Genomic DNA, 25324 nt, shown 5'->3' on the forward strand with positions numbered 1-25324 from the left:
GGGCTGAATGTCTCTCCACTGTCATTCCGGGGCACGCGAAGCGTGAGCCCGGAATCCATCGTGCCGCAGCGTTGGTCGATGATTGGATTCCGGGCTCGACGCTGCGCGTCGCCCCGGAATGACGGAAGTGGCCTAGTCCGGCCGGACCATCTCGAACATGTTCTCCGGCTTGATCTCGAAATAATCGCCGCGCCGGCCGGCGCGGACGATGGGGCGGGCGGCGGCGGTCTGGTAGACGCCGTCCTTGATCAAGGCCTTGTCGATGTGGACGGCGACGACTTCGCCGAGCGTCAGCCAGGCGTCGGCCTCCTTGCCATTGGCGCCCTTGAGGCGGACGATGTCGGACACCTTGCACTCGAAGGCGACGGGGCTCTCGCCGACGCGCGGGACATTGACGAGCTTGCCGGGCACGGCGGTGAGGCCCGCGACCTCGAACTCGTCGACCTCGGGGGCGACATGCGCCGCGGTCGCGTTCATGTGCTTGGCGAGATCCATCGTCGTCAGATTCCAGACGAACTCGCCGGTCTGCTGCATGTTCTCGACCGTGTCCTTCCAGTTGGTCGAGGAGAAGCCGATGATCGGCGGCACGTAGCAGAACGCATTGAAGAAGCTGTAGGGCGCGAGGTTGACGTGGCCCCTGGCGTCGCGCGAGGAGATCCAGCCGATCGGCCGCGGCGCGATGATGGCGTTGAAGGGGTCGTGCTTGAGTCCGTGGCCCTTGGAGGGTTCGTAGAAGTACAGGTCTTTGTCGGTCACGCGCTGCTTCCTTTCGTCATTTCGAGCGCAGCGAAGCAATCCAGAATCCCTCCGCGGAGACGGTCTGGATTGCTTCGCTGCGCTCGCAATGACGGAGTTTTTGGGTCCGTCCCGGTCCGCCTCCGGCGGTCGTGCCGGGGCGATCAGTCTGCTTATAGGAGAAAACGCCCCGCCCGTCAGTGGCGCGGCGACAGACCCGCGATGACGAAATCGATCATCTGGTCGATGGTCGGGCCCGGCTTGGTGGCGCACTGGGCGATCATCTGGGGGTGGAAGAAGCGGATCATCGCGCTGCAGGAGCAGAGCGCAGCCAGCTGCAGGTCCGGCGCCTCGAACTCGCCGGAAGCGACGCCTTGCGCGATCATCTGGCCGATCATTCCGGCGACGCACTCCATATGGGCAACGCAGACGTCCCAGTCCTCCTCCATCGCGATCGCGACCATCTCGTGCAGCTTGTTGTCGCCGACATAGCGCTCGGTGTTCATGCGATTGATGGTGGTGAGCAGCTCGCGGAAGCGCTCCTTGACGGGACCGGGCTTTGCCACGATCCGCTGTGCCTCCAGCTCGACCTCGCCCATCAGCGAGCGGGCCACCGCCTGGTGAATCGCCTTCTTCGATTCGAAGAAGCGATACACGTTGGCGGGGCTCATCCTGAGCTCCTTGGCGATGTCGCCGACGGTCGTCTTCTGGTAGCCGATCTGGCGGAACAGCCGCTCGGCCACCTCGAGGATGCGATCCCGGGTGTCGACTTCGATATGTTCCGAAACAAGGGCCATCAGTCAGGACTCGCTGGTCAACAGTCTTCTCATCTATTCAGCCGCTTCGGCAAGCGGAATTGCGTGCGGGTCATCGCTCCCATGCTGCGGCGCGGCCGGCTGCTCGGGCGTTCCGGCCTCGTCCAGGCTCTTGCGGAACCACAGGGCGTAGAGGCCCGGCAGGTACAGCAGCGTCAGGAAGGTCGCGACGAACAGGCCGCCCATGATGGTGATCGCCATCGGGCCCCAGAAGGCCGAGCGCGTCAGCGGGATCATGGCGAGAATGGCGGCGAGCGCCGTCAGCACCACCGGCCGGGCACGGCGGACGGTCGCCTCGACGATCGCCTCGCGCCGGGTCAGGCCGTGGCTGACGTCGGTCTCGATCTGGTCGACCAGGATGACCGTGTTGCGCATGATCATGCCGGCGAGCGCTATTAGGCCGAGCAGCGCCACGAAGCCGAACGGGGCATTGGCGACGTTGAGGCCAAGCGAGGCACCGACGATGCCGAGCGGCGCGGTCAGGAACACCAGGATCAGGCGTGAGAAGCTCTGCAGCTGGATCATCAGCAGCGTCAGCATCACCATGACCATCACCGGGAAGAGGATGAAGATCGAGGCGTTGCCCTTGGCGGATTCCTCGAACGCGCCGCCCGGCTCGATCCGGTAGGCCGGCTCGAGGTGATCCTTGATCGCCTTCAGCTTCGGCGTGATCTGGTTGGTGACATCAGGGGCCTGCACGCCGTCGACAACGTCGGAGCGCACGGTGATCGCCATGTCGCGGTTGCGCCGCCACATGATCGGCTCTTCATGGGCATATTCAATTCGAGCGATCTGCTGCAGCGGCACGGCGACGCCGTTGCGCGAGGTGATGGTGAGATCGCCGACGCCGCCGAGGTCGAGGCGCTCGGACGGGATCGCGCGGGCGACCACGCCGACCTTCTCGATGCCGTCGCGCACGGTTGTGACCTGCGAGCCCGAGATCAGCATCGCCAGCGCCTGCGAGACGTCCTGCGGGGTCAGGCCCATGGCGCGGGCGCGGTCCTGGTCGACGACGAGCTTGAGGTAGGGCGACTGCTCGTTCCAGTCGAGCTGGACGTCCTTGACGCTCTTGTTCTCGCGCATGACGTCGCGGACCTGGTAGGCGATCTCGCGGACCTTGTTGGCGTCCGGGCCGATCACGCGGAACTGCACGGGGAAGCCGACCGGCGGACCGAAATTGAAGCGGTCGACGCGCACGCGTGCCTCGGTCAGGAAGCCCTCGGCGGCCGCGGTCTCGATCTTGGCCTTGATGCGCTCGCGCGCCTCGACCCCCTTGGCAACGATGACGATCTCGGCAAAGGCCTCGTTCGGAAGCTGCGGGTTGAGGCCGAGCCAGAAGCGCGGCGAGCCCTGGCCGACATAGGCGGTATAGGTCTCGATGTCCTTGTCGTCCTTGAGCAGCGTCTCAGCCTTCTTCACCGCCTTCTCGGTAACGTTGAAGGCGGTGCCTTCCGGAAGGCGCAGCTGCAGGAACAGCTCGGGGCGCTCCGACAGCGGGAAGAACTGCTGCTGGACCTGGCCGAAGCCGACGATCGAGGCGGCGAAGACGCCGACGGTCGCGACCACCACGGTGATGCGGTGGTTGACGCACCATTTCACGATGGCGCGCAGGCCGCGGTACATGCGGGTCTCGTAGACCGCATGCGGATCATGGTTGTGGTGCGCCTTCATCTCGGGCAGCAGCTTGACGCCGATATAGGGCGTGAAGATCACCGCCACGAACCAGGAGGCGACCAGCGCGATTGCCACGATCCAGAATATGCTGCCGGCATATTCGCCGACCGCGGAATTGGCAAAGCCGATGGGGAGGAAGCCAGCGGCCGTGACCAGCGTTCCCGTGAGCATCGGAAACGCAGTAGATTCCCAGGCAAAGGACGCCGCACGCATGCGGTCCCAGCCCTGCTCCATCTTCACCACCATCATCTCGACCGCGATGATGGCGTCGTCGACGAGCAGGCCGAGCGCGATGATCAGCGCGCCGAGCGTGATGCGGTGCAGGTCGAGCGACATCGTGTTCATGACGATGAAGACGATGCCGAGCACCAGGGGCACCGACAGCGCGACCACGATGCCGGTGCGCCAGCCGAGCGCCAGGAACGAGACGAACAGCACGATGACGAGCGCTTCCATGAAGGAGTGCACGAACTCGCCGACGGCGTGCTCGACCACCTTGGGCTGATCGGCAATCAGCTTGACGTCGACGCCCTGCGGCACGGCCTTCATGAAGTCGGCCGTCGCCTTCTCGACCTCCTTGCCGAGATCGAGGATGTTGGCGCCCTTGGCGGTGACGACGCCGATGCCGATGGCGGGTTTGCCTTCCTGGCGCACGACGAAGCTCGGCGGATCGACATAGCCGTGGGTGATGGTGGCGATATCGCCGAGACGGAACACGCGGCCGTTGCTCTCGACCGGCGTTTCGGCGACGGCCTTGGCACCGTCGAGCGCGCCGGTGACGCGCAGCGGCACGCGCTGCGAGGAGGTCTCGACCGTGCCGGCCGGCGTCACGTTGTTCTGCTTGGCGAGCGAATCGAACAGCGCCTGCGGCGTGATGCCGAGCGTGGCGAGCTTGGCGTGGCTGAACTCGACGAAAATGCGCTCATCCTGGTTGCCGTAGACGTCGACCTTGGTCACGCCGGGCACCTTGAGCAGGCGCTGGCGAAAACCTTCGGAGACCTTCTTGAGCTGGGCATAATCGGCGCCGTCGCCGGTCATCATGTAGAGGATGGAATCGACGTCGGAGAACTCGTCGTTGACGACGGGCCCGAGAATGCCGGACGGCAGCTGGCCCTGCACGTCGACCAGCTTCTTGCGCAGGAGATAGAAGAGGTAGGGCACGTCCTTCGGCGGCGTGTTGTCGCGGAAGGTGACCTGGAGCGCGGTGAAGGCGGGCTTGGAATAGGTCTGCACCTTTTCGAAATAGGGCAGCTCCTGGATCTTCTTCTCGATGGGATCGGCAACCTGGGTCTGCATTTCCTGCGCGGTCGCGCCGGGCCAGATCACGGAGACGTTGACCACCTTCACCGTGAAGAACGGATCCTCGGCACGGCCGAGCTTCTCATAGGAGAAGAAGCCGGCGACGCCGAGGATGATCATCAGGAAGAGCACCAGCGTCGGATGGCTGACGGCCCAGGCCGAAAGGTTGAAGCGCTTCATCGCACTCTCCGAAAGACGATCCAGTTGCAAACAACGACAGCCGCTCTGCTCAAACCGTCGTCGCGAGGCAGCGAAGCAATCCAGGGGGCTGGGCAGGTTCTGGATCGCTTCGCCGCTTCAGCCTTTGCTTAGGGACAAAGGCCGAAACTCACCTCACACGACGTAACTCACTTCTCTTGTCATTCCGGGATGGTCCGAAGGACCAGACTTTCAAACGACGGATCAGAACGACAAGGACGACACGATCCGCACCCGCTGGCCGGGATCGAGCTTCTGCACGCCGAGCGCGACGATCTTGGCGCCCTCGTCCACGCCGCCGGTGATGACGACGTCCTTGCTCTCGTAGGACTTCACCGTGACCGGCTTGAGCGTGACGCCACCGTTGTCGTCGACAACGTAGAAGGAGGGCTTGCCGCCTTCGTTGAAGAGCGCCGACAGCGGCAACCGCGCGACGCGCTCGGTCGCGGCATCCGACAGCGTCAGCGTCGCCGTCATGCCGAGCGCGACCTTGTCGTCGGCCTCGGGCAGCGAGAACTTTGCCAGATAGGTGCGCGTGGCGGGATCGGCTGCCGGCGCGATCTCGCGCAGCTTGGCCGTGTATTTCTTGTTCGGCTCGGACCAGAGAGTGACGCTGGCGACGCCCGACTTGGCACGTCCAACCAGCGTTTCAGGGATCGCGACGACCGCTTCCTTCTCGGCAAAGCGGGCGACACGGATCGAAGCCTGGCCCGCGGCAACCACCTGGCCGGGCTCGATCAGCGTTGCGGTGACGACGCCGCGGGCGTCGGCAACCAGCGTCGCGTAGGAAAGGGAATTCTTGGTCAGTTCGACCGAGCGCTCGGCCCGGTTCAAGCGCGCACGGGCTTCATCGGCGGCGGCGCGGCTCTGGTCGAGCTGGGCGTCCGTGGTCCAGCCCTTGGCCTTGAGATCCTTGGCGCGCTGCTCGGCGGCGGCGGCCTGGGCCAGCACGCCGGTTGCGGCGGTCTGCTCGGCAACGGCCTGCTCGGCCTGGAGCTTCAGGTCGACCTCGTCGAGGGTGGCGAGCGGCTGGCCGACTTCGACTGTCTGGCCGACTTCGACGAGGCGTTTGGCCACCTTGCCGGCGACGCGGAAGCCGAGATCGCTCTCGATCCTGGGACGGATAGTGCCGACGAAGCTGCGCTCCGGGGTCTCGGCAGCGTAGTGGGCGGTTGCCACCAGAACCGGCCGCGGCGGCTCGGCCTTCTCGGCGACGGTATCATTGCACCCTGCCAGCGAAACGGCCATCAGGGCGAGCGCGGCTCCTGCGAAAAGCTTGGAATAGCTCGACAAAATCGACCGGACCAACATCGAAGGACACTCCTGCATCTCGACTGAGAGGAATGTCGACTGTTCACTGATAAAAGTCAATAATCGTCAGTCATCAGGAATGCGTGATCGTGAAGGAGTGGTAAGGAGGGATAGGCTTGGCCGCGAGGTGTTATTGTAGGGTGGGCAAAGCGGAGCGTGCCCACCAGAACCGCTCTGCGGCGAAGATGGTGGGTACAGCGCGCGACGTGCGTGCCCCCTCACCGCTCCTGGTCGGCGAATTCGTGCTTGCTGTCGTGTCCGCCGACGAACACCAGGATGCCCGCGATCAACGGCAGCACGGCGAGCACCAAGAGGCCCGTCGAGGTCTGGCCCGTGGCTTCCTTGACCCAGCCGATCAGGTACGGCCCGCCGAAGCCGGCGAGGTTGCCGATCGAGTTGATCAGGGCGATGGCGCCGGCGGCGGCCGTGCCGGAGAGCCAGGCGGTCGGCAGCGTCCAGAACACGCCGAAGCAGCAGAACACGCCGATCGCGGCCACCGTCAGCGCCACCATCGTCAGCGTGGGATCGGTGAGATAGGAGGAGATGCCGAGCGCGACTGCGGTGAGCAGCAGCGGCGCGCCGACATGCATGACGCGCTCGCGGCTCGCATCCGAATGCCGCGCCCACAGGATCATAGCGATGGTGCCGAACAGATACGGGACCGCAGTGACGAATCCGGTTTGGGCGTTGGTGAGGCCGAACGCCTTGACGATCTGCGGCAGCCAGAACTGCATGCCATAGAGCGCGCCGACGAAGCCGAAATAGACCAGGCTGAGCGCGATCACCTTCGGTGAAGACAGCGCCTCGCCGAGCGAGAAATGCTTCACCGCCTGCTTGGCCGCGATCTCCGAATCGAGCTTGGCTTTCAACCATGCCTTCTGCTCGGCCGACAGCCAGTACGCCTTCTCCGGCTTGTCGGTGAGATAGAACCAGGTGACGATGCCGAGCAGCACCGATGGGATGCCCTCGATGATGAACAGCCATTGCCAGCCTTTCAGCCCCATCATGCCGTCCAGCCCGAGCAACAGGCCCGAGATCGGCGCGCCGATCACGGTCGAGACCGGCACCGCGACGGCGAAGGCCGCAAGGAAGCGGGCGCGATATTCGGCCGGATACCAATAGGTGAGATAGAGGATGATCCCGGGGAAAAAGCCGGCCTCGGCGACGCCGAGCAGGAAGCGCAGGACGTAGAAGCTGGTGACGCCGCTGACCACCGCCATCAGCGCCGAGATGATGCCCCAGGTCACCATGATGCGGGCGATCCAGCGGCTCGCGCCGAATTTCTCCAGGGCGAGGTTGCTCGGCACTTCGAAGATGAAATAGCCGATGAAGAAGATGCCGGCGCCCCAGGAGTAGATCAGCGGCGTGAATTTCAGATCGGCGTTCATGGTCAGCGCGGCGAAGCCGAGATTGACGCGATCGAGATAGGAGAAGAAGTAGGCCAGCACCAGGAACGGAATCAGGCGCCAGGAGATGGCGCGGATGGTCGAGGTTTCGATGTCCGACTTGGTGGCACCGGTGGAACCGGCATAGGTCGTGGTCTGGCTCATGGCTTCCCCCGGGGTTGTTGCTTTTTCGGGTCTGCGGCCGTTTTCAGCATCGCGAGCAAAGAGTCAATGGAGCAAGCAATGCACGAGACGCAGCCGGGCACGCCTGTTGCGCCTCTACGGACCTCACTGATCCGCGCTGCTTTCGCGCTCGCAGTGATTGCCTGTGGGCTGTCCCTTCGCTGGTACGGCTTCCCGCTCGGCCTGCCTGCGTTCATCGTGAAGTACGGCGGCTCGCTGCTGTGGGCGACGATGGTGTTTCTGCTGGCAGGAGTCGTGCTGCCGCGGCTGACACGGAGCCAGCTCGCAGCCATCGCGATAGTGATCGCGGCAGTCGTCGAGTTCTCCCGCCTGATGCATACTCCCTGGCTCGATGCGTTCCGCCTCACCACCGCCGGCGCGTTGCTGCTCGGCCGCATCTTCTCGCTTTGGAATTTGCTGGCCTATGCGGTTGGGATTGCGTTTGGCATGTGGATCGATCGCGTTGCCATGCGCGGTGGGTGGGCAAAGGCGCCGTAGCGCCGTGCCTACGTCTCGTCATCGAATAGGCAAGACGTGGGCACGCTTCGCTTTGCCCACCCTACAAGACTGCCGTCGGAGCCTCACTCCGCCAGTTGAAACCGCTCGAAACGGTCGAGCTCCTCCTCGATCACGCGCTTCAGCTCCTTGCGGCCCGCCGTCTTCCTGCCCTGCCCGACCCAGGTCCATTTCTGCATCAACAGCTTCTTGTTCTGCCGGTCGGTCTTGAGATCGAGCGCGGCGACGATCTCGTCGCCGACCAGCACGGGCAGCGCGAAATAGCCGAGCTTGCGCTTGGCTTTCGGCACATAGGCTTCGAACAGGTGGTTGTAGCCGAAGATGAGGTTGGTGCGCTTGCGCTGGATGATCAGGGGATCAAACGGGGAGAGGATGTGGACGAGATCGGGCGACACCTCATGCGGCTCAAGCGCTGCAGGCGAGGCCCAGTGCTCCTGCTTACCGGCGCCTTCGATCGCGACGGGCACGAGCTCGCCGCGGCGGACGCGCGAGGCGATCAGGCGCGCGACCGGCTTCTTGCTGGGCGCATCGAGATGGCAGACCGAATCGAGGCTGACCACGCCCTGCGAGCGCAGCGCGCGGTCGAGCAGATAAGCCGTGATCTCGCTTGCCGGCGCCGGCTTCGGCAGCCTGTCCCAGCCGAAATGACGCGTCGTCAGCTCGTAGGTCTTGAGCATGCCCTGGCGCGCGCTGATGGTGACCGCCCCGGTATAGAAGGCGAGCTGCAGCGCCCGCTTCGAGGGCTTGCGGCTCTGCCACAGATGCTCCTTCTCGACGAGCACGTCGTCGTCGATGTCACGGATCGTCAGCGGCCCGCCGCGCAGCAGCCGCATCACCTTGCGCGTGTCGGCCGGCTTCACCGCGGCGAACCATTTGTGCCCCTCGCGGCGGTGCTCGCGCATCGCCGGCAGGAAGAAGCGGAAGTCGTTCGCCGGCACGTAGGAGAGCGCGTGCGTCCAGTACTCGAACACGGTCTTGTCGACACTCTGGGCGTGGCGCAGATCGGCGCGGCGATAGGACGGGATCCGGCTGAACAGGATGTGGTGATGGCAACGCTCGATGACGTTGATGGTGTCGATCTGCACATAGCCGAGATGGGCAACGGCGGCCGAGACGGCCTCTGCGCCTTCGCCAAACGGAGCGCGGTCGGTCAGCCGCTGGGCATGCAGCCAGATCTGCCGGGCCTGTGTCGTCGAGAGCGGAAGCGGTTTGGACGTGCGGGACATTGCAGCATGCAATGTAACGGGATTCGCCGCGAGGAAAGAAGCGGGACACGAAAAGGCCGCGCTGCCATCTGCTGCCAGCGCGGCCATGACGTGTGGGGATCAGGCGGAAGCCTACTTCTTCATCGCCATCGACTTCTCGGCGTTCATATAGTGCTTGCATGCTCCACGCATGTTGCCCTTGCTCATGTCGGAATTGGCCGCGGCCATCGACTTCCTCGCTGCGATCTTGGCGGGCGTGTCTTCGCCGCCCATGCCGGCAACGAGCTTCGCCATGTTTGCACTGGTGCACGCCATCTTGGCGGCAGAGGCGGGGGACAGAGCAAGTGCGGCGAATGCCGTCGCGAGCAACAGGGTCTTCATCAAGTTCTCTCCTCGAGTAGGCAGCCGGCCTGATGCCGGCCAACGCACCGCCATTCTTCAGCCACAAGTTTGCAGGGAAAAGACAATTTCGTTGCTGCGCTGCAGTGATACCCGCTTTTCAGCGTGCGGCTTTTGGGCGCTCCCCGACGCTGCCGGTGGCGACCTCCGGGTCGCAGATGGCCTTGCCACGTCCTTCTGCCTGGCAGCGATAGACACTGCCGGTGAGGCGATCGACCAGCCAGACGTTCTCGTCGGTCGGCCCTTCGAGCCCGACATAGCGGGAGGTCATCCCGGTGATCAGTGTCGACAGCAGGATGGCCACCGCGATCATCGCCGCACCGATATAGATGGGCATTGCGTTCAGGGTCACTGTCCGATCCGGCGGGCCGCTGCGATGGAATTGATAGTCGCGCTGATAGTCACTTGGCCTCGGCACAGGACGGAACTCGGCTCCCCTCGCGTCAAATTATCGAATGATTGAAGTGTGTTAGGCGGACATCTGGACGAATTCTTGTTCGCGGGCGGGCGGTGAGGCGACGCCTTTGCGACGTTCGGGTTTCCCGGAACCCAGTACGGCCGGCTCGAAAGCAAAGTGCGAATGATTCGAACCGGAGCAAAGTGACCTCGGCTCGCCGTTTCGAATGTGACCAAGATCACATCAGAGCCGTTGAACCTGCCCTACGCTCGCAGCATCAAATCGCCATCAGGCGTAACAGCGAGGATACCACCATGACCCATTTCAATAAGTCTTTTGGACTGACGGCGATCACCCTGACAGCCGTCCTGTCGATGACGGCCGGCCTTGCGCTGGCTGGCGACAACAACATCTCCGCCGGCCAGATCGTCGATGCGCTGAAGCCGAAGCCGGCGACCCGCGGCCTGTCCGTTGGCCCCCAGACCGATACGACCGTGCAGGCCAAGGAGGCGACCTTCCTGAACACCGTGCGCAACCGCTCGACCCGGTCGCTCTCGACAGGCGAGCGCGAGCAGATCGCCGAGCTCGCTGCCACCAAGCCGAAGATCGATCTGGAGATCCAGTTCGACTACAACTCGGCCGACATCGCCAAGACCTCGATGGCCTCGGTGCAGGCGCTCGGCAAGGCGCTGTCCGATCCGGCGCTGAAGGGCTCGACCTTCGTGGTCGCCGGCCACACCGACGCGACCGGTGGCGAAGCATACAATCAAGGTCTCTCCGAACGGCGCGCCGACACCATCAAGAAGTACCTGATGCAGAATTACGGCCTCAACGGCAACGATCTCGTCACCGTCGGCTACGGCGAGACGAAGCTGAAGGATGCCGCCAACGGCACTGACGCCATGAACCGCCGGGTCCAGGTCGTGAACATGGACACCAAGACCGCAGCGAAATGATGCGACGAGCGCCTCCGCCTGCTGCCCTGCGGCAGGCGGAGGCGTGATCGCAGTTGGTTTAATTAGACCGGTGCGGGTGTCGCGAGAGCCTCCCGGACGAGCCGCGCGAGCTCGGCCTTGCGGTAGGGCTTTTCCAGTATCAGGGCGCCCTGCCTGACGTGGCCGTTCGCCGCCAGCGTTTCGAGGGCGTAACCCGATGTCAGCAGCACGCGCAGCTCGGGCCTTTCCTGGCGTGCAAGCCCTGCAAGCTCCCAGCCATTGACGCCGCTAGGCATCACGACGTCGGTGAACAGCAGGTCGATGTGCAACGGCGCCGCAAGCGTCTGCAAGGCCTCCTTGCCATCGACTGCCGACACCACCTTGTAGCCCAGGCTCTCCAGGCTCATGACCGCGTAGGAGCGGACGAACGGATCGTCCTCGACCACCAAGACGGTCTCGGAGCCGCTCTGTGTTGCCTCCTTCTCGACCGCAAGCGGCACGTCCTGCGCCGACCGACGACCTTGCGGCCGATGCCGATGATCTTCTTGTCGCCGGTCGTGACGAAATTGCGGATGTATCCGTCGTGCTCGGAACGGTAGGGGTCCGGCATCAACATCTTGACGTTCTTGCCGAGAACCTCGTCGGCCTCGTATTTGAACAGTCTTTCGCAGGCGGGATTGAATTGCAGGACGGAGCCGGCGGAATCGATCAGAATCACGCCGTCGACGGCAGTGTCGACGACCGCACGCAGCCGTGCCGCACTCTCGCGCAGCTCGCGCTCGACCCGCTCACGCTCCGTGAGGTCGTGGACGATGCCGACGAAGATCGATTCGCCCGACGCCTGCCTGGTCTCGCCCACCGACAGGTGCATCGGGAAGGTCGAGCCGTCCTTGCGCTGTCCCACCACCTCGCGGCCGATACCGATGATCTTGCGCTCGCCGGTGAGGTGGTAGTTTTGAAGGTATTCGTCATGGGCGTCGCGGTAGGGCGGCGGCATCAGGAGCTTGACGTTCCGGCCGATGACCTCGCTCGCGCAATAACCGAACAGCTTCTCGCAGGCCGGATTGAATATCAGGATGCCGCCGCGGGCGTCGATCAGGATCACCCCGTCGACGGCGGTATCGACCACGGCACGCAGCCAGTCCGCGTTGGAATGATCCGGACTGACAATGCCATCCCCCATGCCCACCCCGCCGCGTCTCCAATTCCGGCAATGACGGCCAGTGCACACGCGCCGATTGATTCATGCAAGCCAAATCTACTCGGCTATGCACGCCCGCGGGCACTAGATCCAGCTTTGGAACAGCATCAGCCGGTTGAAGCCCCCCATCGAGGTGCCGACGAAGGCCGCGGAAATCGGCAGCATCACCGCAAAGCCGGCCGCCGCGACGCCGACATAAGCCCACAACAGCCAGCGCGGCAGACCCTCGCGGCGCAGCACATAGACCAGTGCCAGGGACGCCGCGGTCGCGGCCGGCAGATAGTAATAGATGAAGCCCAGCGTGCGCGGCAGCAACGCCCAGGCGAGCCAGGGACCGAAATAGAATGTGGCGATCAGGAATGCATCCCAGCGCCGCGCCACGATGAAATCGCGCAGCACCATGGCGAGTGCAGGCAGAGCCGGCCACAGCACGAGCGGATTGCCGAGGAAGACGATCGCGGCGATGTGGTCCTCCGCGGTCTTGTCGAACAGGAACCAGACCGGACGCGCGAGCAGCGGCCAGGACGGCCATGCGCTCATATAGGTGTGGCCGGCGATGGCCGTCGTGGTGTTGTCGGCAAAGATCCGCCGCTGCGCCTCGATCAAGTCCGGCAGCGATAACCCGTAGAGCGGAACGAAGCCGGCAAGATAAGCCAATGCCGGCAGGACGGCGAAGCAGAGCGCGACATGATGCAGCTTCAGGCCGGGCCAAAGCTCCGGCCGATACCAGTCGTCCGGCTTCGCGTCGGCGAACAGCGTATGCCAGCCCTGCATCAGGCGGATCACCGCAACAATGACGATGCAGACGCCGAGCGGGAACAGGCCGGTCCATTTACACGCGGCCGCAAGGCCGAACAGGCTGCCCGCCACCGCGAACAGCGCTTGCGGCCGCTCTCTGCGAAACCCATGCATGAAGGCGGCGGTGGCGAGCAGGCCGAAGCCGAGCGCAAAGACATCGAGCATCGCGATGCGCGCCTGGACGTACAGCATCTGGTTGAAGGCTGCGATCAGCGCGGCGGCGATCGCCGGCCCCTGCGCGGCGAACAACGCGAGTCCGCACAGATAGATCGCGACGATCGCGAGCGCGCCGAACAAGGTCGCGGGATAACGCCATCCAAGCGCGTTGTCGCCGAACGTTGCGATCGATGCCGCGATCATCTCCTTGGCCAGCGGCGGATGCATCGGATTGAGCATCGGCTGCGACATCGCGGGCGTCAGCATCTGGCGCGCCGCCGGCACGTAATGCACCTCATCGAACACGAATTTTTCCGGCGTGACGACGCCGATCAACAGCGCCAGATGCGCGATCAGGAAGATCGCGACAGCAATCACTGCACTCCGCGACACCTCAGGAACCGCAGGCAATTCGCGCATCTTTTGTGGGGCTGTCTTGCGTGGCAAATTGGCTTCACCGCGGAGAAAAATAAACTGCTTCCCGTCATTGAACGCATTCTGCCGTAACTGTCACTAAGCATGACGCAGGTCCTGCGCCGCTTGTGATAATTCCGCCACATCAGAAGCGCGCGCGATCCGGTACGATCAGGGACACATCGATCGGTTGCGAAATGAATTTGCGTTTTTGCCTTTTCTCCACACTGCTCACGGTCGCAATCTGTGCGGCATCCGGCGCCGAAGCGCAGACGCGCGTCGGCCAGGCTGTCGTCATTCAGAACGAAGTGGTGCGCGTCGCCGCGACCACGACGCCGATCAATGTCGGCGACAGCATGCTGCGCGACGAGACCGTGCGAACCGGCGCCGACAGCGCGGCGCGTTTCGTGATGGCCGACAGCACCAATCTATCACTGGGGCCGAGCGCCACGCTGAAGCTCGACCGCACCGTCTTCAACGACGAGCACAGCTATCGTGACGTCGCGATCCGCATGACCACCGGCGCCTTCCGCTTCGTCACCGGACGCTCCGACAAGGCCGCCTACAAGATCACGACACCGCTCGCCACCATCGGCGTGCGCGGCACCACGCTCGACATTCTCTCGCAGCGCGGGCGCTCCGTCGTTGTGCTTCAGGACGGCGCGGCCAGCGTGTGCACGAGGAGCGCCCAGTGCGTGCAACTCACCCAGCCCGGCGACACCGCCATCATCACCTCGACTGGCGGCAAGGTGAGCATCACCAAGAGCAACACGCCGCCCTGGACCTTCGCCGCCAATTGCGCCGCGAGCGCCGGGTTGTGCGCAGTCAACCAGTATGCCGGCGCCTCGCCGACCATCACGCCTGCCGTCGAGGACGACGCCATGCTGTGCGGGCGCTGACGATGGCGAAATTCACCGTTCGGCGCCTCATCCTTGCCGCTGCGCTGGCCGCATCTGCGGCGTTTGCGCTCGTCACGTTCGATGCCCGCCCGGCGGCTGCACAGGCCTCGGAGTGCGGGTCCGAGTGCGGTGAACCAGAGCCCACTCCGTCCCCAACCTATTCGCCGTCGCCATATCCGTCCCCGACCTATTCCCCGTCGCCGAATCCCTCGCCCACGCCGACCCCCTCCCCATCGCCCAGCCCCTATCCGTCGCCTTCACCGAGCCCGGCTCCGTCGCCGTCGGGACCGACGGGCGCGGATTCCAGCGGCAATTCGATCGGCGGCCTTGCCAATCAGCGCTTCAATCAGATGATCACCAACCGGGTGCTCGGCACCGTGCTGCTCGGCGTCAACGAGCAGATCAATTGCGGCGACTGCATCAGCGCGTTCGGCTCGGCCGGCTCGTTCTCGGCCGGCATCCATGGTCGCAAGGCGCTGACCAACAATCTCTCGCTGCTCGCCGGCATCGCCTATACGCACTACGAAGGGCGCGGCTACGAGATCACGAGCGCACCGATCGGCGCTTTCGCGCTTCGCTACGACTTCACCGATTGGGGCTCGTCGCGCCCGTTCTTCGACGTCGGCGCGATCCTGACCCCATGGGAGAAGGCGCGCTACACGCGCAGCTACGACACCAGCCTCGGGCCGGTGCCCGTGACGAGGTCGACCAACGCGTCCAACTACGCCGTTTACGGCCGCGCCGGCTGGATGAGCCGCCTCTCGCCGCGCGACGAGGTCGCGGCCTCGATCGAGGTCTGGCAGCTCTGGCAACGCGTCTCCGGCTATCGCGACAGCGCGGTGGCGTTCAATCCGTTCGACGCCAGCATCGCTGATGGCACCGACCGCACCAGCCTCGTCAAGATCGGCGGCCAGTGGACGCATCTGTTCGGCAGCAGCATCGAGACCAACATCAATGGCGGCTGGGTGCAGTCCTTCGCCAGCCACAGCGGCATCGTCGCCACAGTGACCGGCCAGGGCACGGTGGTGCCGACCATGGGTAACCAGGGCTGGTTCGAATATGGCGGCCGCCTCGGTTTCCGCGTGCAGAAGGGCTGGATCGTGGACCTCTTCGCCAACGGCACGCTGGGCCCGCAGCCGGTCGGCAACACGATCCACGGCGGCGTGGGGCTGCGGATCAACTATTAGCGGCGAGAATACCGCCTCACATTCCGCTGTCATGCCCCGGCTTGACCGGGGCATCCAGTACGCCGCGGCCCATCGGTTTAATCACTGCCGTCTCGGAGTACTGGATCGCCCGGTCAAGCCGGGCGATGACAGTGAGTATGTGGCGAGAGCGACCCGCCCTCACGCCGCCGACTTGCCCTCGAACGCCCGCCGCAACACCTCGGCGTCCAGCTTGACCATCTTCATCATCGCCTGCATCGCGCGCGCGGCTGCGGCCTTGTCCGGGCTCGACAGGAACTCGAACATCACCTTTGGCACGATCTGCCAGGCCACGCCCCAGCGATCTCTCAGCCAGCCGCACTGCTCCGCCTTGCCGCCATGGGCGAGGAACGCGTTCCAGACACTGTCGACCTCTGCCTGGTCGTCGCAATGAATCATCAGCGAAATGGCGTGGGTGTATTCCATCTTCATGCCGCCATTGAGCGCGACCAGCTTCTGTCCGGCCACGGTGAACTCGACGACGAGCACGGAGCCTTCCTTGCCGGAGGGGCCGTCCGAAACGTTGCGCTGAACGTGTGTGATCGCCGAATTCGGGACCAGCGAGACGTAGAATTTTGCAGCGTCGTCGGCATCGCCGTTGAACCACATGCAGGGCACGAGCTTGGACATGGTGAATGCTCCTCTTGAGGTCTGCTGTTTCGGCTCAGGCGTTCGCCAGGTCGGGCTGCAGAGGGGCGGCTGAAAGGTCCATCCAGTTCACGCCCCACATGTGGCCGTCCGGATCCTCGAAGCTGCGGCCGTACATGAAGCCGTATTCGTCCTTCGGGCTGGGATCGGCAATGCCTCCTGCAGCCTCCGCCCTGCCAACGATGTCATCGACCTCGCTGCGGCTGTCCGCGGACAGGCAGAACAACGCTTGGTTCGAGGTCCTGGCGTCCGCGATCGGCTTCGGCGTGAACTGGCGGAATTTGTCGTGGGTCAGCAGCATGGCGAAGATGGTCTCGGAAAAGACCATGCAGCTCGCGGTCTCGTCGCTGAATTGCGGGTTCTTGACCGCGCCGACCGCCTCATAGAAGGCAGTCGCGCGCTTGAGGTCGGTCACCGGCAGGTTGACGAAGATCATCTTGGGCATCGGAAGCTCCTTGGCGGGGTTCTGGCCAAGGACGGATGGCCAGGCCGCCATCCGACATCACTTCCGACAAATTTTTCGGACCCCGACTGCGGGGCCTTACTTCTTCTCGTTGGGATCCCGGTGCACCGGGTCGATCCACAGCACGGTCTCGGGCTTCTCGACCGGTTCGATGTCGAGGTTGATGGCCACCGCCTCGCCGTCGCTGCGCACCAGCACGCATTCCAGCACCTCGTCGGGGCTGGCGTTGATCTCCTGGTGCGGCACGTAGGGCGGGACGAAAATGAAGTCGCCGGGGCCGGCTTCCGCGGTGAATTGCAGGCTCTCGCCCCAGCGCATGCGCGCCTTGCCCTTCACGACATAGATGACGCTTTCGAGATGGCCGTGGTGATGCGCGCCGGTCTTGGCATCCGGCTTGATGCTGACGGTGCCCGCCCACAATTTCTGGGCGCCGACGCGGGCGAAATTGATCGCGGCCGCACGGTCCATGCCCGCTGTCGACGGCACGTTGGTATCGAGCTGATTGCCGGGAATGACCCGCACGCCGTCATGTTTCCAGCGGTCATCATGATGATGACCATGGTCATGGTGGGAATGCGAATGGTCAGGGCCGGTCATGGGACTTGCTTTCTGTTGGTTCCGTGCGCGGCAAACTAACCCAAAGCCGCAGCCGCAAGCCATGCCAAAATCGGAACCCTCATAGCCGCCCAGCGTTGTCATTCCAAGCAAATCGAAAGGAGATTTCCATGGGCAGCACGACCGACAAGATCAAGGGCACCGCCAACGAGGCGATCGGCAAGGCCAAGCAGGGCGTCGGTGAAGCCACCGGATCCGATCGCATGAAAGGCGAGGGCGTGGTGCAGGAAGTGAAGGGCAAGGGCCAGCAGGCCATGGGCGATGCCAAGGACGCCGCGAAGGACGCGATGGATCGCGCCGCCGCTGCGGCTCGCCGCGCGGCGGAGTGACGCGCGTAAGATTGAAAGTGAAAAGACCGGCCCTAAGGCCGGTCTTTTGCTTGTATCGATTTCATCCGTCATGGCCGGGCTTGACCCGGCCATCCACGTCTTGACCGCGCGGCACGAAGATCGTGGATGCCCGGGACGAGCCCGGGCGTGACGACGTCAGTTATTTCACCGCGAGCAATTCCACGTCGAACATCAGCGTCGCATTCGGCGGTATCACGCCGCCGGCACCGCGGGCGCCGTAGCCGAGCTGCGGCGGGATGATCAGCGTGCGCTTGCCGCCGACCTTCATCGAGGCAACGCCCTCGTCCCAGCCGGCGATGACGCGGCCCTTGCCGATCGGAAACTCGAACGGCTCCTTGCGATCGACGGAGCTGTCGAATTTCTTGCCCTTCTGGCCGTTCTCATAGAGCCAGCCGGTGTAGTGCATCACGCAGATCTGGCCGGGCTGCGGCGAGGCGCCGGTGCCGACGGTGGAGTCGATGATCTGCAAGCCTGAAGCTGTGGTCATGGTCTTTCCTGCGGTCTGGGCCGAGGCCGTTGTGGAAACGAAATGCGACACGTTGGCGATCACGGTGATCGCGAGTGCCGACATCAGGGCGAGGAGCGCGCGCTGGAAACGCTGCATAAAACACCTTCCGTTTGAGGCGGGAGGTGTCTAACCCAAGGCGGTCGCCGTTTCCACCCCCTTTAGAGCTCGATATCTTCGAGCCGAACCGGCAGCCTGCGGATACGCTGTCCCGTGGCATGGTAGACCGCATTGCAGATCGCAGCATTGGTGCCGACATTGCCAAGCTCGCCGAGGCCCTTCACGCCGACGGGGTTGATGCGATCATCCTCCTCGGAGAGCAGAATGACCTCGACACCGGGCACATCGGCATTCACGGGCACGAGGTAATCGGCAAGATTGTCGTTGACGTAGCGCGCATTGCGCTCATCGATCTCGGTGGCCTCGAGCAGCGCCGAGGACATGCCCCAGATCAGGCCACCCATGAGCTGGCTGCGCGCGGTGCGCGGATTCATGATCCTGCCTGCCGCGAAGGCGCCGACCAGGCGGGGGCAGCGGATCTCGTGCGTGAAGCGATTGATGCGGACCTCGACAAACTCGGCGCCGAACGCATAGGCGATCTGGTCCTTCATTTGATGGCCGCCGACCAGCCGGACCTGCCCGCTGTGCATGGCCCTGAAGGAATCCAGCGGCGCGCCCTCCGGCTTCCACTCGCCATATTCTTCGACCACGCCGACGCCGAGCGCATCGAACGCCTTCTCGATATCGAGCGAGCGATCGCCCTTGGCGGCCTGGGTCGAGGGTGCCGGGCTGATGCCGACGGTCTCCTTGGCCTTGTCGGCAAGGCTGTCGCTGGGCATCAGCGCCTTGAATAGGCGCTGTCGGATCTGGTCGCACACCATCATCACGGCCGAGCAGGTGCTGGCAGTGGAATTGGAGCCGCCGGCAACCGGCGCGGGCGGCAGGTCGCTATCGCCCATGAAGACCGCCACCTTCTCAAGGGGCACGCCGAGCCGCTCGGCAGCCGTCTGGGCGATGACGGTGTAGGCGCCGGTCCCGATCTCATGGCCGGCGATCTCGACGCGCGTGCGGCCGTCGCGCTGCAGGCGCACGCGCGCGGCGGACGGTCCCGCCAGCGTCGGATAGCACGTGGCGGCGCAGCCGTAGCCGATCAACCAGTCGCCATCCGACATCGATTTCGGCTGTGGCGAGCGCTGCGACCAGCCGAACGCCTTGGCGGCTTCGTCGAAGCACGCCATGAGCGATCGCGACGTGTAGGGCTTGCCATCAATCGGATCCCTGGTGGCGTCGTTGATACGGCGAAGCTCCACCGGATCCATGTTCAGCTTCACGGCGAGCTCGTCCAGCGCGCTCTCCAGCGCGAACAGATACGGCACCTCCGGGGGCGAGCGCATGAAGCCCGGCGTGTTGCGATCGGCACGCACGATCGAGACCAGGCTGTCCACGTTCGGACAGGCATAGAGCCGCGTGGTGGTCTTGGTGCCGCCGACGCAATAGGCGTCGGGGCGCGAGGAGACTTCGGCCCCCTCATGCCTCAAGGCGACCAGCCTGCCGTCGCGGCTCGCACCAAGCTTGATCTCGTGACGGGTCTCGGCTCGATGAGTGGTAATGGTGAAGCCCTGGTCGCGGGTCGGGACCAGCTTGATCGGACGGTTCAGGCGCCTGGCCATGGCGGCGATGATGGCGGTGCGCGGTGTCATCGAACCTCGCGAGCCGAATCCGCCGCCGACATAGGGATTGACCACGCGCACCTTGTCGGCGTCGATGCCGAGCTGCTCGGCCACGCCGTGCTTCAGGCCATGGACATACTGGCTGCCCTCGTAGATGACGAGATTGTCGCCCATCCAGGTGCAGCTGGTCGTGAACAGCTCCAGCGGATTGTGATGCTGCGTCGGCGTCTCGTAGGAGGCGGTCAGCTTGACCTCGGCCGCGTCGAACGCCTTGGCGAAATCCCCGACCTTCGGGTCTTCCTTGAACTGCGAGTTTTGTCCTTTCGCGGCGGCTGTCGTCGTCCCCGGCGAATCGAAAGTCGCGCTGGGCGTAGCAGCGCTATAGCTGACCTTGACGCGGTTGGCCGCTTCGCGCGCGGCCTCGTAACTCTCCGCCACCACCACGGCGATGATCTGGCCGTCATGGGCGATCTCGGCCGATTTCAACGGCTGGATCGTCGTGCCGGCATAGCCGCCATTGCTGTACAGTTTCGACTCCTTCAGCTTCGGGGCGTTCTCGTGCGTGACGATGTCGATCACGCCGCGGACGCGCTTGGCATCGTCGAGGTCGAAGCGGTCGATCCGGCCCTTGGCGATGGCGCTGGTGACCAGGAATGCGTAGGCCGGATTGTCCAGCGGCATGTCCGAGGCATAGGTCGCCCGCCCCGTCACCTTTGCGGCCGCATCATAGCGCGGCACGGGCTGCCCCATATTCGTCCTTGGCCCGGGAGCTGCAGCGGTCATGGTCAGATCTCCATCGTTACGGCCTGCTGGAGCGCGCGTGCCACGACACGCTTGCCGAGCGCAATCTTGAAGCTGTTGTGCCGGCGCCCGCGGGCGTCTGCGAAAGCTGCATCGGCGACGCGCTGTGCCAGAGCTTCGTCGAACCTCTGTCCCTTCAACAGCGCCTCGGCCTCACGCGCCCGCCACGGTACGGTGGCGACGCCACCGAGCGCGACGCGCGCGTCGCGGATCGTGCCGTCTTGGACGTTGAGCGCGATCGCGGCTGACGACAGCGCGAATTCGTAGGATTGCCGGTCGCGGGCCTTCAAATACACGGAGCGTGGCCAGCGGCCGGAGATCGAGAACGCCGAGATCAGCTCGCCGGGCTGAAGCGCAGTCTCGATGTCGGGCGTGCTGCCTGGTGCCCTGTGAAGCTGCGCGAACGGCATGCTGCGCGTACCGGCCTTGCCGGTGATCTCGACCATGGCATCGAGCGCGATCAGCGCCTGCGCGAAATCGCCAGGATACGTCGCGATGCACTGATCGGAGGTCCCGAGCACCGCATGCATGCGGTTAACGCCGTCCATTGCGGCACAGCCGGAGCCTGGATTGCGCTTGTTGCAGTTCTCATAGGAGACATCGCGGAAGTAGTTGCAGCGCGTCCGCTGCATCACGTTGCCGCCGAGCGTTGCCATGTTGCGCAGCTGGGCGCTCGCGGCGAGCTTCAGCGAATCCGCGATCACGGGATAGCTGCGCTGGATCTCGGCGTGCGCGGCGACGTCGGACATCTTGGCGAGCGCGCCGAGGCGCAAGCCGTCGCCGCCTGGCGCGATCGCCGACCAGGCGGGGGCCAGCGGATTGATGTCGACGATCGCGGTGGGTCTCATCACGTCGAGCTTCATCAGATCGATCAGGGTGGTGCCGCCGGCAAGCGGCTGCGCCGCCGCCTTCGTCAGCGGATTGTTTGCAGCTGCGGCGACGCCGAGCGCCTGCACGGCCATGTCGGGGTCTGATGCCCTTTGATACGAAAACGGTCGCATGCGCCTAGCCTTTCATGATCTCGGGCGCGGCCTGCTTCACGGCAGCGACGATATTGGGATAGGCGGCACAGCGACAGATGTTGCCGCTCATGTATTCGCGGATGTCGGCCTCGCTGCCGGCATGGCCCTCCTTCACGCACGCGATCGCCGACATGATCTGACCGGGCGTGCAATAGCCGCACTGGAACGCATCGTTGTCGATGAAGGCCTGCTGCATCGGATGCAGGCGGTCGTCGGTGGCGAGGCCCTCGATGGTCGTGATCTCCTGCCCTTCGGCGGCGAGGGCCAGCGTCAGGCACGACACCACGCGGCGATCGTCGATCAGCACCGTGCAGGCGCCGCACTGGCCGTGGTCGCAGCCCTTCTTGCTGCCGGTGAGCTTGAGATGTTCGCGTAAGGCATCGAGCACCGTGGTGCGCGCATCGATGCTCAGGCGCTTGTCCTTGCCGTTGACGCGCAGCGTGACCTCGACGGGAAGCGACGGATCCTGCGCGGCCGGCGCCCGGGCATCCTCCGACGCCGCGCGCGCCGTGATCGGGATCAGCGCGCTGCCCGCCGCGCCGGTCATGAAGGCCCGCCGGTCGAATCCGGATGATCTGGAACCTGGTTTGTCGGGCATGGCAGGCCTCCGCCGCTGATCTGCAAAGCAGCGCACGCCTGCACCGCTCATCGCCCCTTAACCTGGAGCAATGGGCGCAGTTCCGGATGAGAGAAGGGCGGCGCAGCAAATGCCGCGCCGCCCTTCGTCAACTTTTCCTGATCTCGCGTGGGGAACTGCGCCGGCGATCAATAACCCAGCGCGCAGCCGTCCTTGCGCGGATCGGAGCCGCCGGTGAGCGTGCCCTTGTCCCAATCGATCCAGATCGCCTGGGCGCCGCCGAGCGGGCCGACCACGCTGGTGGTCTTGTGGCCGAGCTTCTTCAGGCCCTCGACGACGGCCGCCGGCACGCTGTCCTCGAGCTGATACTGTCCCTCGTAGTGCAGGCCGCGCGGCATGTCGATCGCCTCCTGCACGTCGCAGCCGTAGTCGAGGATGTTGGTCAGGAGATGAGTCTGGCCCGTCGGCTGGTACTGGCCGCCCATGACCGCGAACGACATCGTGGAACGGCCGCCCTTGGTGAGCAGGCCCGGCATGATCGTGTGCAGCGGGCGCTTGCCGCCTTCGATGCAATTGGGATGGCCCGGCTGGATGCGGAAGCCGCCGGCGCGATTCTGGAACAGGACACCGGTCTTGTTCGAGACAATCGCCGAGCCGAAGGAATGCGCAACCGAATTGATGAACGAGCAGACGTTGCGGTCCTTGTCCACGACCGTGATGTAGATGGTCGAGGGATTCATCGGCGGCGCGACGTTCGGCAGGTCGAGCATGCCGTCCAGGCGGATCTTGCTGATGTACTCGTCGGCAAAGCCCTTCTCGAGCATCTCGGCGACGTTGATCTTCATGTGCTCGGAAGAGGCGACATGCATCTCGCGGTTCATGTAGGCGATGCGCGCCGCTTCCGCTTCGAGATGGAAGCGCTCGACGCTCACGGGCGCGTACTTGGTCAGATCGAACCGCGACAGGATGTTGAGCATCAACAGCGCGGTGACGCCCGGGCCGTTCGGCGGGCACTGCCAGACGTCATAGCCCTTGTACATGGTGCCGATCGGCGTGGTCACTTCGGTCGTGTGCGCGGCGAAATCGTCGAGCGTGTGCAGGCCCCCGATGCCCCTGAGGGTCTCGACCATGTCCTCCGCGATCTCGCCCTTGTAGAACGCGTCGCGGCCGTCCCTGGCGATCGCGCGCAGCGTCTTGCCGAGCTCGGCCTGGCGAATGACGTCGCCGGCGACCGGCGGCTGGCCGCTCGGCAACAAATAGCGCACGGTGTTGGTACCGTTCTTCAGCTTCTCGAACTGGTTCTTCCAATCGAAGGCAATGCGGGGCGCGACGACGTAGCCCTCCTCGGCCGCCTTGATCGCGGGCTGGAGCAGCCGGTCGAAGCCGAACTTGCCGTGATCGCGCAGCACGGTCGCGAAGGCATCGATCACGCCAGGGATCGAGACGGCATGCGCCGAGGTGAGCGGCACGGAATTGATCTTGCGTTCGAGATACCAGTCGGCATTCGCCGCCTTTGGCGCGCGGCCGGAGCCGTTATAGGCGACGATCTTGCCCTCGCCCCGCGGCTGGATCAGCGCAAAGCAATCACCGCCGATGCCGGTCGATTGCGGCTCGATCACGCCGAGCAGGGCCGAGCCGGCAACCGCCGCGTCCACCGCGGTGCCGCCCTCGCGCAGCACCTCGATCGCGGCGAGCGAGGCCTGCGGATGCGAGGTCGCCACCATCGCGTTGGTGGCGTGGACCGTGGACCTGCCGGGGAAATGGAAGTTTCTCATCGAATGTCTTGCTCTCTTGGCCGTCGGCGCGGTTGGCGCGCCATCTCGAAAACCGCGTCTACATGGCACATTCCCGCCCCGCGGGGCAATGCTGGCATACCAGGAAAATGGCTGCTATCCGCTGGGCGTATGGACCTTTTGCAGGCTCTTGCGATGCGGGTTTTCCGGGCGCGAGCCGCCTGCTAAACGAGCGGCCATGACGTCCAGCAATACGCCATACAAGGTTTGCGCCTTTTATCAATTCGTCGCCCTCCCGGATTACCGCGAGCTGCGCGAGCCGCTGCGCGCCTGCTGCGCCGGCCTTGGGCTGAAGGGCAGCGTGTTGCTGGCGCAGGAGGGCATCAACGGCACGGTCGCCGGCGCACCGGAGGCGATCGACGCCTTCGCTCATGAGCTCGCACGCGGCGACATGTTCGGCGGCAGGCTCGACAATCTCGAATTGAAATTCTCCGCCGCGGAGGCGATGCCGTTCGGACGGCTGAAGGTGCGGCTGAAGAAGGAGATCGTCACCCTGGGCGATGCGGCCGCCGATCCGACGCGTCAGGTCGGCACCTATGTCGATCCGCACGAATGGAACGCGCTGATCGCAGCACCCGATACGCTCGTGCTCGACACCCGCAACGCCTTCGAGGTCGCGATGGGCACGTTCGAGGGCGCGCTCGATCCCGGCATCAAGAGCTTCGGCCAGTTCAAGGACTTTGCCGCCGAGCGGCTCGATCCGGCACGGCACCGCAGGATCGCGATGTTCTGCACCGGCGGCATCCGCTGCGAGAAGGCGAGCGCGCATCTGCTCGCGCGCGGCTTTGGCGAGGTCTATCACCTCAAGGGCGGCATCCTGAGATATCTGGAAGAGGTGCCGGAGGCGGAGAGCCGCTGGCGCGGCGAATGCTTCGTGTTCGACGAGCGCGTGGCGCTCGGCCACGGCTTGCGCGAGCGAAACAAGGACGTAACGCGTGACGAATGAGATCAAGACGCTGAGCGAGCGCATCGACACGCTGGAGACGCGCCTCGCCTATCAGGACGATACGATCGAGACGTTGAACCAGACCATCACCGCGCAGTGGAAGCAGATCGACAGGCTGACGCGGCAGATCACCGAGCTCAATGCTCGGCTGCAGGACGCCGAGGCAAATGCGCCGGGGCCTGCCAACGAGCCTCCGCCGCATTATTGAA

26 protein-coding genes are annotated in these 25324 nt (G+C 64.7%); 7 read left to right on the forward strand and 19 right to left on the reverse strand.

All coding sequences use genetic code 11. The features are described 5' to 3' along the window. Positions 1-132: 132 nt before the first annotated feature. The 5 genes from I6F28_RS00005 to I6F28_RS00025 form a co-directional block, all read right to left on the reverse strand. Complete coding sequence (locus I6F28_RS00005; RefSeq protein WP_036024785.1) at positions 133-756, reverse strand: flavin reductase family protein; 624 nt, start codon at positions 754-756, stop codon at positions 133-135. 176 nt (positions 757-932) lie between these two features. Next, complete coding sequence (locus I6F28_RS00010; protein WP_036024783.1) at positions 933-1532, reverse strand: TetR/AcrR family transcriptional regulator; 600 nt, start codon at positions 1530-1532, stop codon at positions 933-935. Between the two features lie 33 nt (positions 1533-1565). Beyond that, the gene (locus tag I6F28_RS00015) at positions 1566-4703 is read right to left on the reverse strand and encodes an efflux RND transporter permease subunit (protein WP_225138958.1); all 3138 of its coding nucleotides are present in this window, start codon (positions 4701-4703) and stop codon (positions 1566-1568) included. 222 nt (positions 4704-4925) lie between these two features. Then, positions 4926-6032, reverse strand: coding sequence for an efflux RND transporter periplasmic adaptor subunit (locus I6F28_RS00020; RefSeq protein WP_225138959.1), 1107 nt, complete (start codon positions 6030-6032; stop codon positions 4926-4928). A 218-nt stretch (positions 6033-6250) separates the two neighbouring features. Next, positions 6251-7582, reverse strand: coding sequence for an MFS transporter (locus I6F28_RS00025; RefSeq protein WP_225138960.1), 1332 nt, complete (start codon positions 7580-7582; stop codon positions 6251-6253). Between the two features lie 78 nt (positions 7583-7660). On the opposite strand from I6F28_RS00025, the gene I6F28_RS00030 reads away from it, so the two are divergent. Further along, positions 7661-8098, forward strand: coding sequence for a ribosomal maturation YjgA family protein (locus tag I6F28_RS00030; protein ID WP_225138961.1), 438 nt, complete (start codon positions 7661-7663; stop codon positions 8096-8098). An 83-nt stretch (positions 8099-8181) separates the two neighbouring features. Here I6F28_RS00030 and I6F28_RS00035 read toward each other — a convergent pair whose 3' ends face one another. From I6F28_RS00035 to I6F28_RS00045, 3 genes are all read right to left on the reverse strand, one after another. Next, positions 8182-9342: a winged helix-turn-helix domain-containing protein gene (locus I6F28_RS00035; RefSeq protein WP_225138962.1), complete on the reverse strand. Its 1161-nt coding sequence runs from the start codon at positions 9340-9342 to the stop codon at positions 8182-8184. Between the two features lie 111 nt (positions 9343-9453). After that, entirely contained in the window at positions 9454-9702 is a 249-nt protein-coding gene (locus I6F28_RS00040) for a hypothetical protein (RefSeq protein ID WP_036013887.1), read from the reverse strand. A 118-nt stretch (positions 9703-9820) separates the two neighbouring features. Then, the gene (locus I6F28_RS00045; RefSeq protein WP_036013890.1) at positions 9821-10057 is read right to left on the reverse strand and encodes a hypothetical protein; all 237 of its coding nucleotides are present in this window, start codon (positions 10055-10057) and stop codon (positions 9821-9823) included. A 374-nt stretch (positions 10058-10431) separates the two neighbouring features. Here I6F28_RS00045 and I6F28_RS00050 point away from each other — a divergent pair, with 374 nt between their 5' ends. Further along, complete coding sequence (locus I6F28_RS00050) at positions 10432-11073, forward strand: OmpA family protein (RefSeq protein ID WP_036013891.1); 642 nt, start codon at positions 10432-10434, stop codon at positions 11071-11073. Positions 11074-11135: 62 nt separating this feature from the next. On the opposite strand, the gene I6F28_RS00055 is transcribed toward I6F28_RS00050, so the two are convergent. The 3 genes from I6F28_RS00055 to I6F28_RS00065 all read right to left on the reverse strand — a co-directional run bounded on the left by I6F28_RS00055 (position 11136) and on the right by I6F28_RS00065 (position 13627). Further along, positions 11136-11498 carry a response regulator gene (locus I6F28_RS00055; RefSeq protein ID WP_346656733.1) on the reverse strand — a complete coding sequence of 121 codons (363 nt, stop codon included), beginning with the start codon at positions 11496-11498 and terminating at the stop codon, positions 11136-11138. Beyond that, on the reverse strand, positions 11456-12235 hold the full coding sequence (locus I6F28_RS00060; protein ID WP_225138964.1) for a PAS domain-containing protein: 780 nt from the start codon (positions 12233-12235) through the stop codon (positions 11456-11458). The genes I6F28_RS00055 and I6F28_RS00060 overlap by 43 nt, the downstream gene beginning before the upstream one ends. Positions 12236-12337: 102 nt before the next feature. Beyond that, positions 12338-13627, reverse strand: a complete 1290-nt coding sequence (locus I6F28_RS00065) for a phospholipid carrier-dependent glycosyltransferase (protein WP_225139447.1) — start codon at positions 13625-13627, stop codon at positions 12338-12340. Between the two features lie 191 nt (positions 13628-13818). Here I6F28_RS00065 and I6F28_RS00070 point away from each other — a divergent pair, with 191 nt between their 5' ends. Next, positions 13819-14520 (forward strand): FecR family protein, encoded by a 702-nt coding sequence (locus tag I6F28_RS00070; RefSeq protein WP_225138965.1) that lies wholly within the window; start codon positions 13819-13821, stop codon positions 14518-14520. Positions 14521-14522: 2 nt separating this feature from the next. Then, a complete protein-coding gene (locus tag I6F28_RS00075) occupies positions 14523-15707 on the forward strand; it encodes a hypothetical protein (RefSeq protein WP_225138966.1) in 1185 nt (394 codons plus the stop codon). Positions 15708-15866: 159 nt separating this feature from the next. Here the strand turns inward: I6F28_RS00075 and I6F28_RS00080 are convergent, their stop codons facing one another. The 3 genes from I6F28_RS00080 to I6F28_RS00090 form a co-directional block, all read right to left on the reverse strand. Next, positions 15867-16355, reverse strand: coding sequence for a VOC family protein (locus I6F28_RS00080; RefSeq protein WP_225138967.1), 489 nt, complete (start codon positions 16353-16355; stop codon positions 15867-15869). Positions 16356-16389: 34 nt separating this feature from the next. Then, positions 16390-16818, reverse strand: a complete 429-nt coding sequence (locus I6F28_RS00085; protein WP_109145948.1) for a VOC family protein — start codon at positions 16816-16818, stop codon at positions 16390-16392. A gap of 96 nt (positions 16819-16914) precedes the next feature. Next, entirely contained in the window at positions 16915-17433 is a 519-nt protein-coding gene (locus tag I6F28_RS00090; protein WP_036024770.1) for a cupin domain-containing protein, read from the reverse strand. Between the two features lie 128 nt (positions 17434-17561). Here I6F28_RS00090 and I6F28_RS00095 point away from each other — a divergent pair, with 128 nt between their 5' ends. Continuing rightward, entirely contained in the window at positions 17562-17780 is a 219-nt protein-coding gene (locus tag I6F28_RS00095) for a CsbD family protein (RefSeq protein WP_036013900.1), read from the forward strand. A 160-nt stretch (positions 17781-17940) separates the two neighbouring features. On the opposite strand, the gene I6F28_RS00100 is transcribed toward I6F28_RS00095, so the two are convergent. From I6F28_RS00100 to ggt, 5 genes are all read right to left on the reverse strand, one after another. Then, entirely contained in the window at positions 17941-18405 is a 465-nt protein-coding gene (locus tag I6F28_RS00100) for an FKBP-type peptidyl-prolyl cis-trans isomerase (RefSeq protein WP_036024769.1), read from the reverse strand. 62 nt (positions 18406-18467) lie between these two features. Further along, a complete protein-coding gene (locus tag I6F28_RS00105; RefSeq protein ID WP_225138968.1) occupies positions 18468-20759 on the reverse strand; it encodes a xanthine dehydrogenase family protein molybdopterin-binding subunit in 2292 nt (763 codons plus the stop codon). A gap of 2 nt (positions 20760-20761) precedes the next feature. Beyond that, a complete protein-coding gene (locus I6F28_RS00110; protein WP_225112439.1) occupies positions 20762-21778 on the reverse strand; it encodes an FAD binding domain-containing protein in 1017 nt (338 codons plus the stop codon). A gap of 4 nt (positions 21779-21782) precedes the next feature. Continuing rightward, positions 21783-22397 carry a (2Fe-2S)-binding protein gene (locus I6F28_RS00115; RefSeq protein ID WP_036013925.1) on the reverse strand — a complete coding sequence of 205 codons (615 nt, stop codon included), beginning with the start codon at positions 22395-22397 and terminating at the stop codon, positions 21783-21785. Positions 22398-22564: 167 nt separating this feature from the next. Further along, positions 22565-24151 carry a gamma-glutamyltransferase gene (gene ggt, locus I6F28_RS00120; protein ID WP_225138969.1) on the reverse strand — a complete coding sequence of 529 codons (1587 nt, stop codon included), beginning with the start codon at positions 24149-24151 and terminating at the stop codon, positions 22565-22567. Between the two features lie 196 nt (positions 24152-24347). Here ggt and trhO point away from each other — a divergent pair, with 196 nt between their 5' ends. Both trhO and I6F28_RS00130 read left to right on the forward strand, forming a co-directional pair. Next, a complete protein-coding gene (gene trhO / locus I6F28_RS00125; RefSeq protein ID WP_225138970.1) occupies positions 24348-25115 on the forward strand; it encodes an oxygen-dependent tRNA uridine(34) hydroxylase TrhO in 768 nt (255 codons plus the stop codon). Next, positions 25105-25323, forward strand: coding sequence for a SlyX family protein (locus I6F28_RS00130; protein WP_036024763.1), 219 nt, complete (start codon positions 25105-25107; stop codon positions 25321-25323). The genes trhO and I6F28_RS00130 overlap by 11 nt, the downstream gene beginning before the upstream one ends. Position 25324: the final 1 nt, after the last annotated feature.

Origin of the sequence: Bradyrhizobium sp. NBAIM14 (assembly GCF_020193895.1) — a bacterium.
GTDB classification, from domain to species: domain Bacteria; phylum Pseudomonadota; class Alphaproteobacteria; order Rhizobiales; family Xanthobacteraceae; genus Bradyrhizobium; species Bradyrhizobium yuanmingense.